The 17,187-nt window shown below is 66.4% G+C and carries 11 protein-coding genes; all 11 read right to left on the bottom strand.

Features of this window, described 5'->3' with window-relative positions; genetic code table 11:
* A complete protein-coding gene (locus GXY35_11285) occupies window positions 1–2,079 on the bottom strand; it encodes a hypothetical protein (protein NLW95159.1) in 2,079 nt (692 codons plus the stop codon).
* Window positions 2,080–2,210: 131 nt separating this feature from the next.
* Window positions 2,211–3,329 (bottom strand): hypothetical protein, encoded by a 1,119-nt coding sequence (locus GXY35_11280; GenBank protein NLW95158.1) that lies wholly within the window; start codon window positions 3,327–3,329, stop codon window positions 2,211–2,213.
* A complete protein-coding gene (locus GXY35_11275; protein ID NLW95157.1) occupies window positions 3,322–3,939 on the bottom strand; it encodes a hypothetical protein in 618 nt (205 codons plus the stop codon). The genes GXY35_11280 and GXY35_11275 overlap by 8 nt, the downstream gene beginning before the upstream one ends.
* Window positions 3,940–3,970: 31 nt before the next feature.
* Window positions 3,971–5,533, bottom strand: a complete 1,563-nt coding sequence (locus GXY35_11270) for a glycosyltransferase family 39 protein (protein NLW95156.1) — start codon at window positions 5,531–5,533, stop codon at window positions 3,971–3,973.
* A gap of 77 nt (window positions 5,534–5,610) precedes the next feature.
* Entirely contained in the window at window positions 5,611–6,756 is a 1,146-nt protein-coding gene (locus GXY35_11265; protein ID NLW95155.1) for a glycosyltransferase family 4 protein, read from the bottom strand.
* A complete protein-coding gene (locus GXY35_11260) occupies window positions 6,753–7,970 on the bottom strand; it encodes a radical SAM protein (GenBank protein ID NLW95154.1) in 1,218 nt (405 codons plus the stop codon). The genes GXY35_11265 and GXY35_11260 overlap by 4 nt, the downstream gene beginning before the upstream one ends.
* Before the next feature lie 34 nt (window positions 7,971–8,004).
* Window positions 8,005–10,305 (bottom strand): ATP-binding cassette domain-containing protein, encoded by a 2,301-nt coding sequence (locus GXY35_11255; GenBank protein ID NLW95153.1) that lies wholly within the window; start codon window positions 10,303–10,305, stop codon window positions 8,005–8,007.
* A 4-nt stretch (window positions 10,306–10,309) separates the two neighbouring features.
* A complete protein-coding gene (locus tag GXY35_11250) occupies window positions 10,310–11,164 on the bottom strand; it encodes an ABC transporter permease (GenBank protein ID NLW95152.1) in 855 nt (284 codons plus the stop codon).
* 69 nt (window positions 11,165–11,233) lie between these two features.
* Window positions 11,234–12,265: a class I SAM-dependent methyltransferase gene (locus tag GXY35_11245; protein NLW95151.1), complete on the bottom strand. Its 1,032-nt coding sequence runs from the start codon at window positions 12,263–12,265 to the stop codon at window positions 11,234–11,236.
* Window positions 12,266–12,290: 25 nt separating this feature from the next.
* Entirely contained in the window at window positions 12,291–14,042 is a 1,752-nt protein-coding gene (locus tag GXY35_11240; protein ID NLW95150.1) for a radical SAM protein, read from the bottom strand.
* A gap of 74 nt (window positions 14,043–14,116) precedes the next feature.
* A complete protein-coding gene (locus GXY35_11235) occupies window positions 14,117–16,969 on the bottom strand; it encodes a TIGR03663 family protein (GenBank protein ID NLW95149.1) in 2,853 nt (950 codons plus the stop codon).
* Window positions 16,970–17,187: the final 218 nt, after the last annotated feature.

Here is a 17,187-nt window from a genome sequence, read left to right as displayed (position 1 = left end):
CTACCCGCGCTCCCCTCCGAGTGGCGCGCGCCCTCCGCTCAAAACAAGAATCTCCTCGGCGCATACGATGATCGATCCCTCGACAAAATCGGTGCCCCCGAGCCTGCCGAGCACGGCTATGTGGTCCCCCTCCGCAAGCCGTTCGACCGTTCCACCGGGCGCAACGACGACCGCCCTTCCCGAGCCGATGGAGTCTGGGTCGCGGTAGGAATCCACGATCAGCATGAAGAAGCCGGGGTTCTCCATCTCCGACACGAACCTCGCCTGCGCCGAACGGAGGTAGTATTCGCCCTGGAAATCGGCCCGGGAGGGGGGGTTAATCCACGTGGCCTCGCCCCGCCATAGGATCTCCTTTCCCAATATCCCGCCGAGGTTTCCGGCGCCCTCCACCTGCCGCTTCCAGACCTCCCTGTACCCCGGCCCGCCTCCCCCCTCCCGCGCGCCCCGACCCATCCGGGCCTCGATGTCGGCATCCGAAACGCGCACGGCGCACTGCGCCCTCACCGCCTCGCGGAAACCGTGAAGATTCCACGAGCACCTCGCGGCGAGCGCCGCCGCGACGGCCGCCCCGGCGAGCAGGGCTGCGTTCGGCGCGACTCGACACGCCAACCGACGGGGGGGGCCTTCCGGCTCGCCGGCGATCCGGAATCCGAGGGTTCGAAGCCCCGCGCATACAAAGCGGAAGAGCGGCGAGAGCGCGCAGGCGATCCCCGCCCCGGCGACGACGATCATAAGGTATTCCAGCGGGAAGCGAAATCGCTGCATGGTGACGGAGATCGTGTTGGCGGCCGTGTACCCCGCGGCAACCAGCACGAAGAGGGAATACCTTCGCACCGCCTCTCCTGTCTTCCCCGCGAGATGCCGCGCATTGAGCGCCGCGCAGGCGAGGAGGGCGAGGGCCATGAGGTAGAATGCCCCTTCGAAGGAGAGCAGCGGGACGCGGACGCCGAGGATGCGGAGTTCCCTGCTGAACGGGAGCTGCTCGATGATCTCCGTGTCGCCGAGGTACACGGCCGGATCGAAGATCCGTCTCTTCCAGTATATGATCCCGTACGGATTCTCACCCGTGTCGGGGAGGACGGTGCCCTGGCCGTCAAGCAGGCCGGAACCGAGCCACGCGCGGTACACCCTCTTCACGCCGAGCGAGAGGCACCGCCGCGGATCCGCCCGGAAGAAACGCGACGTCTCCGCGGAGACGGCCGCCAGGTACTCCGCCTCCGGCATCCGCCAATACCTGAATCGAAGGGCCATCAACTGCGCCCACTCGTGCTCCAGTTCCCGCCCCTCCTCGGGCCCTCGCTGCGTGAAATCGCCCGCCTCGGGGTTGTAGGCCAGCCAGGTGTTGTACAGGCCCCGCAACGACGAGAAGATGACAGGGGAAACCGGCATGCCGAGCGTCAGGCGGCAGTAGGCCGCCCACGGCGCCGTCGCCGCCGCAAGGCCGAGCAGGAGGCACGCCGACCGCACGATCCGCCGGCCCCGCGCCGCGGCGACCCACGCGAGAACGAATGGGAACACCCCGAGCCACACCGGCCTCGTCAACACAAGCCCGCCCGACAGCGCCCCCGCGATGAGGCATGCCCACGGCCTGTTCCCGCGGCGGATCAGGAGCAGGAGGGAGAGCAGCATCAGGAAGCAAAAGAGGTTCTCCGAGAAGATGCGCGTGGCGAAGAAGGCCGCCGGGCGGTAGAGCGCCGCGAGGAGAAGGGCGATGCAGGCGGCCTTCCTCCCTGCGAGCTCGCGCGCGATGAGCGCGGCCAGAACGGCGCTGAGGGCGGAGAGCACGGCGTCCGCGATCCTGAGGTGGAGGAATTGCATCCCCGAGATGCAGTACACCGCGGCGATGAAGAGCGGGTAGCCCGGGGGGCGGAGCAGTCGATAGTCGAACCCGCCCTCCGAGAAGGTGCGCAGGCCCCTGCCCCGGCAAAGATTCTTGGCGAGCCAGTGGTACTCCATCCCGTCGTAGTTGCCGCAGGAGAGGTCCATCCCCGACAGGTCGTCGGTGAAGGAGATCCGCACGGCCAACGCCGCGACGAAGCCGAGGACAAGGAAAAGGAGATAGATGCTCAGGCGGTTCACGGATGCCTTCTCCCGATGGGGCGGTCCTGATCCGCGCGAGTATACCACCAGCGATGCAGCGATGCACGCGCTCCCGGTGTAGCCTCCCGACAGGCCCCTCCCGCAAGGCGGGTGAGCGCACACCCGAGGGATCAGCGGCGGCGATTGTTCTCGGGGGGCGGCGCGGGGGCAGCCGGGTAGGGGTTCCCGTCGGCCACCTCGCGCACCACCTCCTCCAGTTTTCGGGCGATCAGCGAATATCCCCTCGCGTTCGGGTGGGTATCCCGGGGGTAATCGATCGAGAGATCCTTAACCGCGTAGTCGGGGTTCTTGCACAGGATCTCGTTGACATCCACAAGGGGAATACCCGTCTCCGCGGAGAGTTTCTCGAGCCTGTCCCTGCAGGGGCATGTCCCGAGATAGAAGAGGAAGACAACCGCGCAGTTGTTCTGCCGCGCGAGGGAGATGATCTCCCTCATGTTCGCCTCGTAGTCGTCCGGGGAAACCCGCTGCGGCCACTCTTGAATCGGCGCGGCGCCCTCCCGTCCCAACGACGCCCTTTTCTTTATCCCAAGAAGTTGGTTCCTGAAAACTTGATAGAACCGACTCTTGCCGAGCATGGACTGGACAAGGATGACCCATTCCCCTATCCGGGGCTGCTCCCTGTCGGAAAAGAGCCTCGACCGTCTCGCGTCATTGCCGCCGAAGCATATCGTAACCAGGTCGGGGGCGAGCTGCCGGATGTACTTGGCGAGCAGTACCTTCCCCTGGTACGAGCTGTAGCCAACGCATCCGAGATTCAGCACCTCGAAGCGGCGAGGGGACGACTCGGCGTTGAGCACTTGGCAGAGCTGCGCCGGATACGTCTCATGGTCGTTGACCATAACCCCGTAGGTCCATGAATCCCCCAGGCAGACGATCCTATAGACGCCGTCCGGCTTCGAACCGTATTCCTCGCTCCCGCGGAAACCGCGCGAATTCGTGGTCTCCGTGTACATCGTGGCCGAGATATGGTTGTAGGAGAGGGGGCCGAAATGCGGCCTGATCTTCCAGAACAGATCCGGGTCGCGTATAAACTTGCTATGGAGGTCGAGAAAATCGCCGTGCCCGCTGTCCCCCGCGAACTGCTGTTTCAGGGAGTAGGGGTCGTACACCTCGACCTCGCAGAAACGCGCGACGTTCTCCAGCAGGCCAAAGGCGGCGATACAGACCAGGGCTGCGATGAGAAACTTGTGGAGGGTGGGAATACCGCTCTTCTCCGGTTCAGTCATGCGCCATCTGTCTTTCGATCCCTGAAAGCACGCGCGCCCTCTCCACGGGGGGGGGCATCCTTTCAGGAATCAGGCGCGCCTTCGTGAGCCGTTCGAGCTCGGTGAGGCCGAATATCCAGCTCCTGTCGTCGCCGATCTTCTCGCGCAGATGGGCGGTCACCGTGTGGATCTTCTCCCGGCGGCTCCTGCGCAGGTACTCTGTCCCGTTCCACGGGAAGGGCGTATCGGCGGAGACGAGGGAGACCGCGCGGCGGCTGATCACCTTCAGGAAAGCGCCATTTCTCAACATCTGCCCCTCTGGATACTCATCATCGATGGCGCAGCGGGCGAGCTCGCGAAGGGAGCAAAAATAGTCCCCCTCGGCAAGCCCGATGATCTCCCCCTCCTCGTCCGTCACGACGGTCGTCTCGGGAGACAGAAGCTCGATGGCGTGCCCGGCATCCCCCGCCTTGATGGAGAAGAGGAAATCCTCGATCACGGCGAATCTGACGCGGGAAGGGATCCAATAGCGTCTCGCCGCGTAGCCGGCCGCGTTCACGAACGCGAAGGCGGCGCCGATGCACAGCAGCAGCGAAAGGTAGACCCTGCAAAGCCGTATCGAAGGCGACATGCTCACAAAGACGGAGTGGAATTGACGCCCCTCAGTAGAAGAGGTATTCCCCGTCCCCGAACAACTCCCCGCGTCGCGCCGGCAAGGTGCGGCTCAGAACGCCGTTTCGCGCCGCGGCGTGGATCCCGAGCCAGAAGGCCGAGGAGGCCCCGTACTCGTCGCCGAAGTCCTGGGACATGTACACCGCCACGCCACCGGGAGCCATCGAGGCGACCTTCGCGCACTCCCCGGCATCCATCGGCATCTCGACCGCCGGCCTGTCCTTGAGCCACGCGATTTGCAGCGCCATGTCGGAGAAGAAGACCTTTTCTTTCGGGACCGTGTCGAGGTAGGCGCTGGCGGGCCATTCGTAGGGCGCCGCCCCCTGGTAGATCCAGAACGGGAGGGGAGCGGTGTTGACGACGACCAGTGCCGCCGTGATGGCGATACAGATGGAAACGCGCCGAAGGTTTACCGCAGTCGCGATGCGGAACATGAAACCCGATACGATGATACACGCGAGGGGCAGGAACGGGAGGGCCGCCAGGGGACCGATGACAGACGTCCAGCTTCCCACGAGGATCCAGATCGCCGCCCAGGAAACGTACAGCACCCGCCGCGTCCACTGCATCCGCGCGTCATCGCATTTCCAAAAGGCGGCGGCGATGAGGAGAACGATCAGCCAGTTGCCGTACATCGTGACCAGGGTGCCGGATTGCCATCGCAGGTTTCTTATCCGGGCCCCCGGGGCGAGCACGTCCCCAACGCTCTTGAGGACCGACTCGAGCGCGGATGTGAACGCCTTTCCGTATATCCCGGCCCCCAGGCGGAGCGTGAAGAACGGATTCCCCGTGACGATGGCGTTGCGGAGCCACCAGCACGCCGAGACGGCGCAGAATCCGCCGAGCAACGCAAGGACGTTCCCGCCCCTCCGCTCCCCGGAAGAGGCGAGGCAGGAGGCGCAGAGGGGAAGCAGCAGGACCCAGTACGGGTACGCGGTGAGATAGCACATGCCGGCCAGCGCGCCGATCAGCATGGCGTCCCGCGGGGCGCTCATCCGGCTTTTGTAGAGTTTCCAGAACAGCAGCGTCATTAACAACACCAGCAGGGCTATGTTCTCGCCCTTGATGACGTACCAGCGCATCGGCGCGCTGGAGAGGAAGAGTGCCGCCGCGGCTATCGCCGCATAGGGACCGAATGCGTCTCGTGCGAAGAAATAGATGCACACCCCGGTTGCCAGAAACAACACCCCCGTGCAGAGGAGTATGGAGTGGAAATGAACGCCGAACACGGCAAAGAAGACCCCGAGAAGGGCCGGGTAAAGTGGCGGATTATACAGATCGGGCACCCGCGCCAAGGATTGCGCGTAGCGCAGGGCTGCGGGGAGGATCCACTCGGTGGTGAACCCTCTGCCTCGCGCGAGGTTCTTCCCCGTCTGCGCAAAGGTGAGCGTTTCCACCGAGATCGGATTGCGCCACACGCCGGCAAACGGTTGGAGATAGTCGAGCAGGATAAAGAAACTTCCGTACGCGACCAGCAGGCAACAGATGCAGAGCGTCAGTGCGGTTCCGCGGCCGCCCGGCGAGACTGCGTCATGTTCACGCGGACTTTTCACTCCTGCCCCCCCTTGCGCGGGCCGCCGCCATGCACGAGCGGATGATACCACACCCGCGCGGCTTCCGTCCCGCCATTTCAGCCTCCGAGGCGACCGCGGAGGCCGGCCGCGCACTCGACCGCCTCCAGCAGGGCGTCCCCCATCACCCGATGGCAGTATCTCTCCTCCACCCTTCGCCGAGCCCGCGAGCCCATCGCTCGCCTGAGGCCCGCGTCCCCGGCGAGCGCGGCCAGCTTCGCGGCGAACTCCCCCCTCTCCGAGGCGAGGAACGCCTCCTGCCCGTCGGCGACGATGGATACCGCCTCCCCGTACCTGCTGGCCACGGTGGGGATCTCCATGGCCATGTACTCGAAAAGCTTTGTCGGGCTCTTGCACCGCATCCAATCGGAGTTTTCGGCGTCGGGGACCAGCGGGAGGAGCCCTATGTGCGCCCGCGAGAGGAAATCGGACATCCGGTCGGGGTGTATCCATCCGGCGAACTCGACACCGCCCGCGCCCCGCTCCCGGACATACTCTTCGATCCTCCCCATCCACGCGCCGTCCCCGGCGACGACAAACCGCAGGGACGGATGGACGCGCCGCGCATCGAGCACGCAGTCGACGCAAAAACGGAGGTTCTCGTAGATCACTCGCCCCCATACCTTCCCGCACCAGACCGCGGTGACGGGGCCTTCGGGGGGAGGTCCCGTCCTCCTGAACCTCTTCTCGTCGACGCCGGTCGGGACGAGAAACGCGGCGGGGTTGTACCGCCGCATGAGCTCGAGGAGAGGCCCGCTGGACGCCACCACCGCGTCCGCCGCGGCGGCCACCCGCCGCGTGATCGGCTCCACGCCGTCGGCCCCGAACAGCAGCCGGTTCATCCGCTTCCGGTCGAAGAACGGCGACCGGTCGAGATCCCAATCGTCGTAGTCGAGGACGAACCGGTTGAGCCGCAACCTCCGGAGGATGAACGGCGCCGCCGCATGCCAGTGCGCCTTCTGAACGTAAAGGATCGCCCGCCGCTTCCCCGCCAGCCGGCACAGCGCCCTCAGGGTCTGCCCGAGCTTCTGCGGGTCGCGGAGGCGGAGCATCCCGTCGTCCGCGACCGAGGGGGAGAATGCCTCCTTGAAGGAGAGCACCTCCGCCTCGACCCCCCGTTCCCTGAGCAGCTTCGCGAAGTTGTGGCAGCGCACCCGCACGTACGGATGGTCATAGCCGCTGAGCCCGATGAAGACGACCTTCACGCCCCCCCCTCCCCGCCCCGCCGACCCGCCAGTTTGAGAAACGCGGAGAGGATCCGTTTGGCCGGCCCGCGCCGGTCCCTCCCGCCGGGCCGCGCGCGGCTGCCGAGGTACGACCGGTGGACGATGGCATTCAGCCACCAGTCGTCGCAGAACTTCCCGCACCGGATCTTCGCGAAGTACGGGTCCGACTTGGAGAGGGTCAGCGCCCGCCTCCGGAACTCGTCGTACGCAGGCGAGAACCATATGTCGCGGAAGCGCCGCTCGCGCACAGAACCGAGCGGAAGACGGTCCGCCTTGCAGCACGGAACCACGTCGCCGTTGGCGAGTATCCGGCTCTCGTACCAACCCATGTAGCAGGGCATCGTGTCGATCACGTCGGAGTGGAAGACCCCTTCGTGGGCCCTGCTGTTGGAAAGCTTTCCGAGGAGCAGGCTGAAGTCGAGAAGCCCCTCCTGCCCGGGCCGCAGGAGGGGGCGGAACCGTGCGGCGCAGTTTTCGAGCGACGCGACGACGGCCGCGATCTCCGCCCGGCCCAGCAGGAGCGGCTTCAGACGCGGCGTCTCCACATCCGTCGGCTGGAACCAGATCTGGCCCGCGCCGAGCTCCACGGCAAGGCGCACCATCGCCTCGATATTCCCGGCGTTGCGCGCGCACAGCACGTGCGTCAGGATGAGCTGCGGCCCGCGTCCCGGAGGGAGGGGGGCCCCGAGGCCCCGGAGCAGCCCCACGATCCTCCCGAAGGTCCCGAAAGACGCGCCCGGATGCATCACGGCGTACGTCTTTTCGTCGCCGGCCCACAGACTCACCGCCAGCCTGCCGAGGCGCGCCTCGACAAGCGTTCGGATCGTCTCCGCCCCGGCGACAACGAGGTTGGTGATGAGGGTGGTCTCCAGCCCCCTCTCCGCCGCGGCCCGGAGCAGGTCCATCGTGCGGGGGTGGCAGAGGGGGTCGCCCCCGCCGCTGAATATGATCCGCCGAACCCCCATCGCCGCCGCGTCCTCGATGACGCCGAGGGCCGTCTCGTACGAGAGACGGTGGTCCGGCGACCAGTGGGGGGGAATATCCCCTGCGGCAAGGAGCGGCGAGCGGTGCCAGCAGCAGAGGCAGCGCAGTGTGCACGCGTTGGTGAGATCGAGATGGATCTGTTCGGGCCCGCAGAGGGCGCGGGACCCGCCGGTTATCCCTGCGAGCCGATGTTCGTCGCGATGGTCCATGGGGGGTGCGGGCCGCCGCTCCGGCCCGCAAGGATCAGATCCAGTCCTCGTCGGAAAAGGAGATCACGCTCAGCGAGTGCCGCGGAAGGAGATAGCGCAGCAACCCGTCCCCTCCCCGCATCCCCTCCGTGCGATAGGTCTGCTGCCCCATCGCCACCTGGCCGGGGCCGGGGAGGGTGTGGTCGCACTCCGGGCTCTCGGCGGAGACGGTCCTGACGGTGCAGAAGCGCGCCGCGAAGCCGTTCAGGTCGAGCCGGACGCTGATGGGACTGTCCAGGCTGCGGTTGATCAGGGAGAGGGCGATCTTTCCCCCTCCGGCATCCTTCACCGCCACCGCCTCGCAGATCGGGAGATCGCGCAGCGCCGGCACGAAGCCCAGCGCCGGGGTCGCGATCCGCTTCGTCTCCACCCGCGAGGGGACCAGCGTCTTGCCCGCGAATCTGTCGAGAAGTTCGTGCACGAGGTACTGCGGGTGGCGGGCTTGGCGACGCAAGTCCGCCACACTGGAGAAGAGCGTATGGAAGAGGGTCATGCGCGCCGCGATCTGCACCTCCGGCCGCCTGAGGCAGGCGTGGAGGACGCCTGCCTCGTATAGGGCGGCGGCGAGCGTGTGGTTCCTCCCCCACTCCACCGAGTCGGAGCAGCGGTCGTGCACCGCGTGGGTCCCGTGGACGATGTTCGGCACGCTCGTGAAGAAGCAGCCGTACTCGCTCAGGGCGATGGGGATGCCGGCCCGGCCCGCGCGCGCCGCCTGCGCCGCCAGCGCCGCCAGGCTCGCCTCGACGAAGGCCGGGGCTGCGAGAAGCGTACCGTAGGTCTCGGCGTCGGCGGGGGTGCGGTAGTCTCCGGTGATGTTCAGGATGGGGAGGGAGGCGTGGTGCAGAGAGAGGAAATCGAACGTTCCTGGTGGGAGCGCGAGGAGCGCCTCGTTCCAGCGGGGGTCGCGGTAACGCGTGAACGCCCCGTTCTCGATGCAGCACTGCGCGCCGATCCTCGCCTCGCCGTCCACTGCCCGCACGGCGCGCGAGAACTCCTCCACGGCTCCCGCGTAGCGAGCGGGAGTCCAGGGGAAGTCGGCCCCGAGGGGATGGAACTCGTCGTAGTAGAGCTCGTGCCCGATTTCGAGGTGGAGCGGCCCCCGGTAACGCTCCCGGATCCACGAGACCCATGCCGCCGCCTCCTCCGCTGTGCCCGTCCCCGCGTTCAGCGTGACCATCGGCGCCGCGGCGAGCGTGGTGCACATATCGAGGAACTCCGCGGGGCCGAAGGTGGGCGGCAGCGTGGATTTCGAGGAGGAGGTGCCGCACACCTGCGGGAGGCGCTCCTCGCCGACCGCCTCACGCCAGTGAAAATAGTCCGCATGGAACATCCCGGGGTATCTGAACAATGTGAAACCGAGCGGCGCGATCCATGCGTGGGCCATCCGGTTTGCCTGCCGCCGCTTCCCGTCATACACGATGCACCCGTCGCTGAAGATGTCGACGTTGCTTCCGAAGATCGTCTCCGGGATCCGCCGGAGCTCCCTCGCGGCGTCCACGGTCACGAGCACCGGGACCTCGGCGCGCGCCTGCCGCTTCACCGCGGGGCCGAGCGCGAGCTTCTCACGGTAGCGCTCCCGGTACGCCTCGATGACCTCCTCCGGCGCGCCCATCGCCTCGATTTTGCCGTGCTCGAACCAGAGGACGCTCGAGCAGATCTCCTCGATCTTGACGAGGTCGTGAGAGACGAAGATGACCGTCTTTCCCTCGTCCTCCCAGAACTTCCGCATCGTCCGGAAGCATTTCGTCTGGAAGGAGAGGTCGCCGACGGCGAGGATCTCGTCCATCAAGAGGACGTCGAACGGCACCATCACGGCGATGGCGAAGCCCAGGCGCATGTTCATCCCCGAGGAGTAGGTCGAGAGCTTGGCGTTCATGAACCTCCCGAGGTCGGCGTACGCCACGATGTCGTCGTAGATGGCGTCGATCTGCGTTTTCGAGAGGCCGAGGATGGCGCCGTTCAGGTAGACGTTCTCCTGCCCGGTGAGCTCGAAGTTGAACCCGGCTCCCAGCGAGAGGAGCGAGGAAACCCTCCCGCTGATCGAGACCTCGCCCTCCGTGGGCGCGGAGACCCCCGCGAGGATGCTCAGGATGGTGCTCTTCCCCGAGCCGTTGGGGCCGATGATCCCCACGCACTCCCCCTTCTGCATCGAGAAGGATACGCCGTCCAGCGCCCAAAACTCCTGCGCCTTCCCCTGGGAGACGAGGAACGGGAGGATGTTGCGGATGAGCGCCGGCTTCTCGAAGTAGACCCGGTACTTCTTCCGGAGATTCTTGACTTCAATACTGTGGCTCATGGGGTCAAATCAGGTCGACCAGGTCGACTTCCCTCCGCAGAAACATCCGGTAGGCGGCGACGAAGAGGAGAACGCTGAACACGACGGTCTGGGAGACCACAAGCCAGACCGGGTAGTACCGCGAGATGTCCACCGTCATCTCCGAGATGGCGGAGGGAAGAAGGACGATCCGGTACATCGCGAACAGGTCGTAGATCGGGTTCAACATGAACAGGTGCACGAGCCACGGAATCCCTTTCCTGGCGGCGCCGGCGGCGATCAGGTCCACCTCGTAGAAGGCGCCGGAAAGATAGAAGATGATCAGGAGGGCGATCTCCACGATGTACTTCACGTCCCGGTAGAGCACCTGGAGGGACGAGGTGATCAGCACGAACCCCGACGTCATCAGGAACGTCACCACGACCAGCGGGGGGAGCAAAAGGATCTGTACGGGGAGGATCGGGTGACCCGCCTTGAAGGTGGTGTAGATCAGGACCAGCACGACCAGCACCACGAGCGACAGGAGGAAGTTGATGAAGTTCGACAGCACGATCGAAAGGGGGACGATCTCCCGCGGGATGTAGACCTTCTTGAGCAGGCCCGCGTTGTCGATGATGGAGGTCGTGGAGCTCGCGATGCTCATATTGACGAACTGCCAGACGAAGAGGGCCGTCACGATGGAGAGGGGCGGTATCGGCCGCTGCCAGAGGAAGGCGAAGAGGAACCAGAAGACCAGCGCCATGCAGAGCGGCACGAAGAACGCCCAGAGGAATCCGAGGAAGGCGTACTTGTACTGCACCTTCAGGTTCTTCAACGCCAGGTGGAAGAGCAGTTCCCGGTGCACGGTGCACAGGGACTTCAGCCGCGAGAGCGCCCTCACGCACATTCCCCCTTGTCGACGTACCCAGGGAACACAGGATCACAGTATAGCACAGGCGTGGAGCGTTCTCTATGCCCCGGGGGGCGCGGACGGCTTTTGCAGGACACAGTACCCGATTGCGCCCGGCTTCTCGCTCAGCTCGTTCGCACCGGCGTATCTTCGGTAGATGAGCAACGCGAGGATCGGCTGGATCCAGTGGAGATACTCGACGATCCCCCTCCTGTCGAAAAAGGCCCTGATCACGAAGGTGTGGTCCCCGAAATAACCGTGTTCGACGAGCTCCAGACCCGACGGGGCGACGAGGGATTCCATCATCGTGCGTTCGTTGTAGAAGCGCGTGTAGCCTGGGTTGTATCCCTCCTTGAGCGTAATGAAATCCTCCTGGAGGCGGCGCGACGGATCCTTGCGCACCTCGTCCTGTATCCCCCTGATGTCGTCCATGGTGAAGCCATAATAGTAGCGCCCCTGGTAGATGAGCTCGTGGGCGTCCCGTGCGACATCGAAGGTGAGAAAGATTTTTCCCCCGGGCTTGAGGATGCGCGCGGCTTCCTTCATCGCGACGGAATCGTCGCCGTAGTGGATATGCTCCACCATCGAGAGCAGTATCACCCTGTCGAAATACCCTTCGGGATAGCCGGTGCGTCGCATGTCCCTGATCTCGACCCGCAGCCTCTCGAGATCCCTCTCCCGGAGCAACTTGTTGAGGCGGCATATCTTCGGTTGAAACCGCACGCCGGCGTCGATATCGGTGCTGTACACCGTCGCCCCGAGGGAGAGCAGAAAAGCGGGGAGAAGCGATCCCCCGCTCCCCACGTCGAGCACGCGCATCCCCTCCCCTATGTCCGCGAGGGCCCCGGCGAGGGCGTATTCGATATACCGCACGTAGTGGATGGGCTGGAGGCGCTCAGCCCCGTAGGCGAGGTTGAACCGCATAAGGCGCACAAGCATCGCGCGGTAATCGCGGGAGGGCGATACGCCGTCGGGGGGGCGGCCTGCGGTGCACACTCCGCGCTCCGCCCCGCATCCAGGCGCGAGCATCCTGACGAGCTGGAAGGCCCCCCGATAGGTGTGGTACTGATAGAGCTTCTTCAAGGACGCCACCCCGCCCCCCCTTCTGTCCCGATTCCTATCCGAGAAACCGCCGCAGGAGCCGTACGGCCTCGTCGGCGACCCGGCGCGCGGCGGACGGGGGCGGCATCTCGCCCCCGGCCGGCGTGAGGCAGCCCTCGACCTGGGCCGGCGTCGCCACCGCAACCACCGGCCGTCTCCTCCCCGCGTCGTGGATCGCCGAAACGATCACCCCGGTCTGCCCGAGGATGAGCGCCGTAAAAGCGGCGAACCGCACCGCCTGCCGCGGTTCCACGCCCGCCCTGCGGCCGGCGGCGGCGGCGATTTGGCGGATGGTATTCCTGCCGTCGCACAGTCTCCAGAAAAAGGAGAGAAAATCCCGGTACCGCGCCAGCGTCTCCCGCTGCCGGTCCCGGGGCACCGCCGCGTTGAAGTCGTCCCAGAAGGAGTACCAGAGGGCGTAACGGCAGAGCCGGTACTGGTACAGGTCGAGCGCCCGGATGTTGCGGGCGGGTATGTCGTCGAGGAGCGAGTTCGGCACGAAGTTGATCCGATGGTGGTGGTACTCCTCGAGCCGCTCCGCCAGCACCATCCCGAGCTTCGGCGCCTCGTCGTGGAGCTTCGTCCCCATATGGGGGGTCGCGAACTGCCCCGTGTAGAGCGGGAAGGGCATCGGGTGAAAGTGCGCGTACCACGGGAGCCCCGCGACAAGCTCGTCGATGAACCGCGCCTGGGCGTAATACCCGGAGATCGTCTCCCCCGGGTTGCACGCCATGTAGGTGAAGAGGGGGGACATCCCGTGCGCCTTGTGGAGGTGCGCCACCTCCCTGATGACCTGCAAATCCTCGTCTTTGTCGATCTGCGAGAACGTCTCCGGGTTCGCGCTCTCGATCCCCACCTCCAGGCCGATGCACCCTGCCTGTTTCAGGAGTCCCATCAGATCCCCGTTGCGCGCGATATGGGAGGCGCGCGTCAGACCGGTCCACCGCACGGCGAGCCGCTCCTCGATGATCAGACGGCAGAGCCGCTCGACATGGCGGCGGTCGAGCATCAGGTTGTCGTCCCAGAAATGGAACTGCGTGAGGCCGAGCGCGGCGATCGCGGCCTTCATCTCGGCGAGGATGTTTTCCGGGCTGCGCCACCTGACGCGGCGGCCCCACATCAAGGGGGAGCCGCAGTAGGTGCAGCCGTAGGGGCAGCCTCGGGAACCGACGATGGGGAGCCGCCGGCCGCCGACAACGTGGAGCGGCGAGTCGTACCGGTCCATCGGCAGGAGATCCCACGCGGGGAACGGGAGCGCGTCGAGGTCGGCGATGAACGGCCGCGGCGGGTTGACGCGCGGCTCCCGGCCGTCCCTCCAGGCGAGGCCCGCGATCCCCTCAGGCCCCCGCCCCTCCCCGGCGAGCAGACGGAGGAGCTCTACGAACGTCTCCTCTCCCTCGTGCATGATGCAGTAGTCCGCCGTCTCGAGCGCCGCGGAGGGATAGATGGTCGGATGGATCCCCCCGTGCACGATCGCGGCGCCCGGCGCCGTCTCGCGGAGCAACCGGGAGAGGAGGTGCGCCGCGGGGGCCTGGCAGGTCCAGTAGGTGATGCCGACAACCCCAGGATCCTCCGCCCGCACCTGCTCGGCGATCTGGGGGACGGTGAGCTTGCACGCCTGGCCGTCGACGATCCGCACGCGCAGCCCGGGGATTCGATCGCGGGCGTAGGCGGCCAGGTAGGCGAGCCCCAGGGGGAGCACCCGCTTGTGTCGCTCGTTCGCCGGGAGCGGCGGCTGCGCCAAAACGACGGTGCGCACTACGGTCATGGTTTCGATCCGCCTTCGGGCCGGAGGGGCCCCGCCGCGCTGCGCGTTCGCCGGCGGAAACGGGCGCGGCGCTCCTACCTCCGGCAGACCCGTTTCTCGGCGAACACCTGCACGCGGTGGTTGTGGGTATCGCTGACGTAGACGCGTCCGTCGGCGATGAAGATGCCGGTCGGGACGTTGAAGTCGCCCGGCTTGAACCCCTTCGCCGACCAGAGGGCCTGGAGCACCCCGTCGGGGCTGAAGATCTGGATGCGGTTGTTCCGGCTGTCGGTGAGCCAGATTCTTCCCGCGGAGTCCGCCGCGGCGAACGGCTCGGTGTAGTACTCCTCCCACCCGAGGACGCGGAACTGCCCGAGGAACCTCCCCTTCGTGTCGAATCTCTGCACGCGCTTGTTGGCGGTATCGGCGACCAGGACCGCATCCCCGGGCGTTTGTTTCGTATCGTCGCCGGCCGCCGCGGCGGCTTCGCCTGAAACCACGACGATCCCCACCGGTTCCCTGAACTCTCCCGGCCCCTCCCCCTGGTCACCCCAGTGCAGCAGGTAGGAGCCGCCGGACGTGAACTTCTGGACCCGGTGCCGCCCCGTATCGACCACGTACAGGTTCCCCTCCCGGTCGAACGCCATGCCTTTCGGAGCCCAGAAGCCGCCCGCGCCGCCGCCCCACTCCTTGACGAATCTCCCCTCCCGGTCGAACTTCTGGATGCGGTGATTCCAGGTGTCGGCGACGTAGACGAATCCGTCGCCGTCGACGGCGATCCCCATCGGCTCCTTGAACTCCGCGGGGCCGCTCCCCGGCTTCCCGACCGTGAGGAGGGGCTTCCCCTGCGCGTCGAGCTTCTGCCAGCGGTGATTCTTGGTGTCGGCGACGTAGATGGCACCGGTTGCGTCCGCCCAGATGCCACGAGGCTCGTCGAAGCGGCCCGCGGCGCTTCCCCGCTCACCGAAGACGGCGTCGGGGGACGTCGTCCCGATCACCGCATACTCCTTGGCCACCGCGGGCGCCTGCGGCGCCTCCGCGGCGGAAACGGGGCCGGGCGCCTCGCCGAGGAGGTCCCGCCGCACGTAGAAGGCGATATCCTGCGAGCCGAGGACGCTCCAGACCTGCCGGCTGAAGTAGTACCGCAGCAGCGCCCGGAGCCGGTGGGAGGAGTCCGCGATGAAGACCGAGAACGGCCGCCGGCCGAAGACGCGCTCGGCCCACCCCGGCCCGGGGCTCTTCAGGGAGCCCAGCGGGCTCGGCACCCACCACTCCCTGAGCTTCATCCGCGTCTCCCGGTAGTGCGGCTCGAGGACCGCGCTGAAGTCCCGGCGCTTGTCCCAGTCCACCGCCACGACCATCTTGCTCGGCGCGGTGAAGGTTCCCGGATGGAACCAGTCCTTGTAGTCGCGGAGGTACCAGGTGTACGGCCAGGTGGACTCGCCCTGGATGCCGATCGGGAGCTGCAGCCCCTTCCCGGTCTCCTCGGCGAGGGCGTTGATGATCCGCAGCGTCTTCTGGATGTCCGTGGAGGTCTGGGTGTAGACCATGCACTCGACCGGGTTGGCCTCGTTGACGAAGCAGAGCCGGAGCGAGGCCTGCAGGAAGAGGAGGAGCCCGACCCCGAGGAGCGCCGCGTACGCGTTCGTGTTCCGCCGGAACCGCTCCGAGGCGAAGAAGTCGCCCAACAAGACGCCCGCCCAGAGCACCATCGGCATCAGCACGTGCATCAGGAGCCAGGGGACCTTCTCCCCCGCGTACGAGTAGAGCAGGAGGCTGGTCCAGCTCCAGTAGGAGACGAAGGCGGCGAAGCGCCTCCCCTCCCGAAGGCAGGTGCAGGTGGCCGCCATCCCGAGGGCGAACACGTAGAGGGCGAAGACGACGTGGAGCGTGCTCGTCATGTGGAACAGCGTGTCCCACGCGACCGGCAGGGGCCGGTTCCAGAGGCACATCAGCGGAAGGGCGACGGCGCTCGAACCGGCCATGACGGCGAGGGAGAGACGATGGCGCCTGAGGGTGGCGACGACGCCGGCGAAGAGGACGGCCAGCAGGGGGAGCTCGTAGGTCGCGGCGATCGGGCAGAAGTAGGTGAACGGGCCCTTGATGCGCTGGATCTTGTCCTGGTGCATCCAGTAGCCGAGCGACTTCCGGTAGAGGCCGTCGATGAAGCCGGGCGGGTTGCGGAAAAAGGAGGTGAAGAACAGATAGAAGATCGCGAAGAAGATGCCGAGCGCCACGACGGTGTCGAGGAGGCCGAGGAGGCGGCGCCCCCCCCCCGCGGCGCACGGCGTTCCCGGGAGGGCGGCGCGCCCGAAGCACCGTTCGAAGAGGAGCATGAAAGCCCAGAACGAAACGAAGATGGCCAGGAACATGTACGAGTTCTCCTTGACGCAGAACATCAGGGAGAAGGCCGCCGAGGCCCCGTAGAGCCACCCCCTCGAGCCGGCACGCAGTCGATTCACGAAGAGCCCCACGGAGAGGAGGGCCCAGAAGGCGACGAAGACATCCTCGCGGAAGAAGCGGGAGAAGTACATGAACGTCGGGGAGACCGCGAAGAGCGCGGCCGCCGAGAGGGCGCCCGCCTTCCCGAGCTCTTTTCGGAACAGCCAGGCGCACCAGACGAGCCCCACACCGAAGAGCGCCGCGCCCATCCGGGCGACGAAGTCCCCGACCCCGAAGAGGGTGAAGAGGAGGGCGTCGAGGTAGAACATGAAGGGGCCGTGCATCATCGGGTCGTACTTGTACCCCCTCCCCTCGAACAGGTACCAGGAGTAGGTCGCGTAGAGGCTCTCGTCGTGGTGAAACGGTTTCAGGGAGAGGCCGTAAAAACGGGTCACGACGGTAAAGGCGAGTATCGCGGCGAATACGACGCGGAACCAGTCCAGGCGTATCGTCACGTACCCTTTCTCGGGGGCGGGGCTCTGTTCGACGGGGGCCGGGCGACTCATCTGCTCCTCCGCTATAGGCGAATGCGTCCAGGTGCCGGATTATCGCACACCCGCCGACGACGCGGAAGCCGAAAAACGGTTCGAGACGTATCGGGTGGCCGCCCGGCCTTCGTCGGGCACCGCCGCTCTTCCCATAGGTCCCATAGGACCGGCACACCGAAGCAACCGGAGACCTGACCGGCACGGCTGCGCGGCCGCCTTGTGCTATACTGCCCCCC

Source organism: Chlamydiota bacterium (genome assembly GCA_012729785.1).
Classification (GTDB): domain Bacteria; phylum Auribacterota; class Tritonobacteria; order UBA1439; family UBA1439; genus UBA1439.
This window is presented reverse-complemented; position numbering and strand designations above follow the sequence as displayed.

Excerpts from the sequence above, each read along its gene's own strand:
- GXY35_11280 (NLW95158.1), bottom strand. The coding sequence starts at position 3,329 with ATGACTGAACCGGAGAAGAGCGGTATTCCCACCCTCCACAAGTTTCTC.
- GXY35_11275 (NLW95157.1), bottom strand. The coding sequence starts at position 3,939 with ATGTCGCCTTCGATACGGCTTTGCAGGGTCTACCTTTCGCTGCTGCTG.
- GXY35_11260 (NLW95154.1), bottom strand. The coding sequence starts at position 7,970 with ATGGACCATCGCGACGAACATCGGCTCGCAGGGATAACCGGCGGGTCC.
- GXY35_11255 (NLW95153.1), bottom strand. The coding sequence starts at position 10,305 with ATGAGCCACAGTATTGAAGTCAAGAATCTCCGGAAGAAGTACCGGGTC.
- GXY35_11240 (NLW95150.1), bottom strand. The coding sequence starts at position 14,042 with ATGACCGTAGTGCGCACCGTCGTTTTGGCGCAGCCGCCGCTCCCGGCG.
- GXY35_11235 (NLW95149.1), bottom strand. The coding sequence starts at position 16,969 with ATGAGTCGCCCGGCCCCCGTCGAACAGAGCCCCGCCCCCGAGAAAGGG.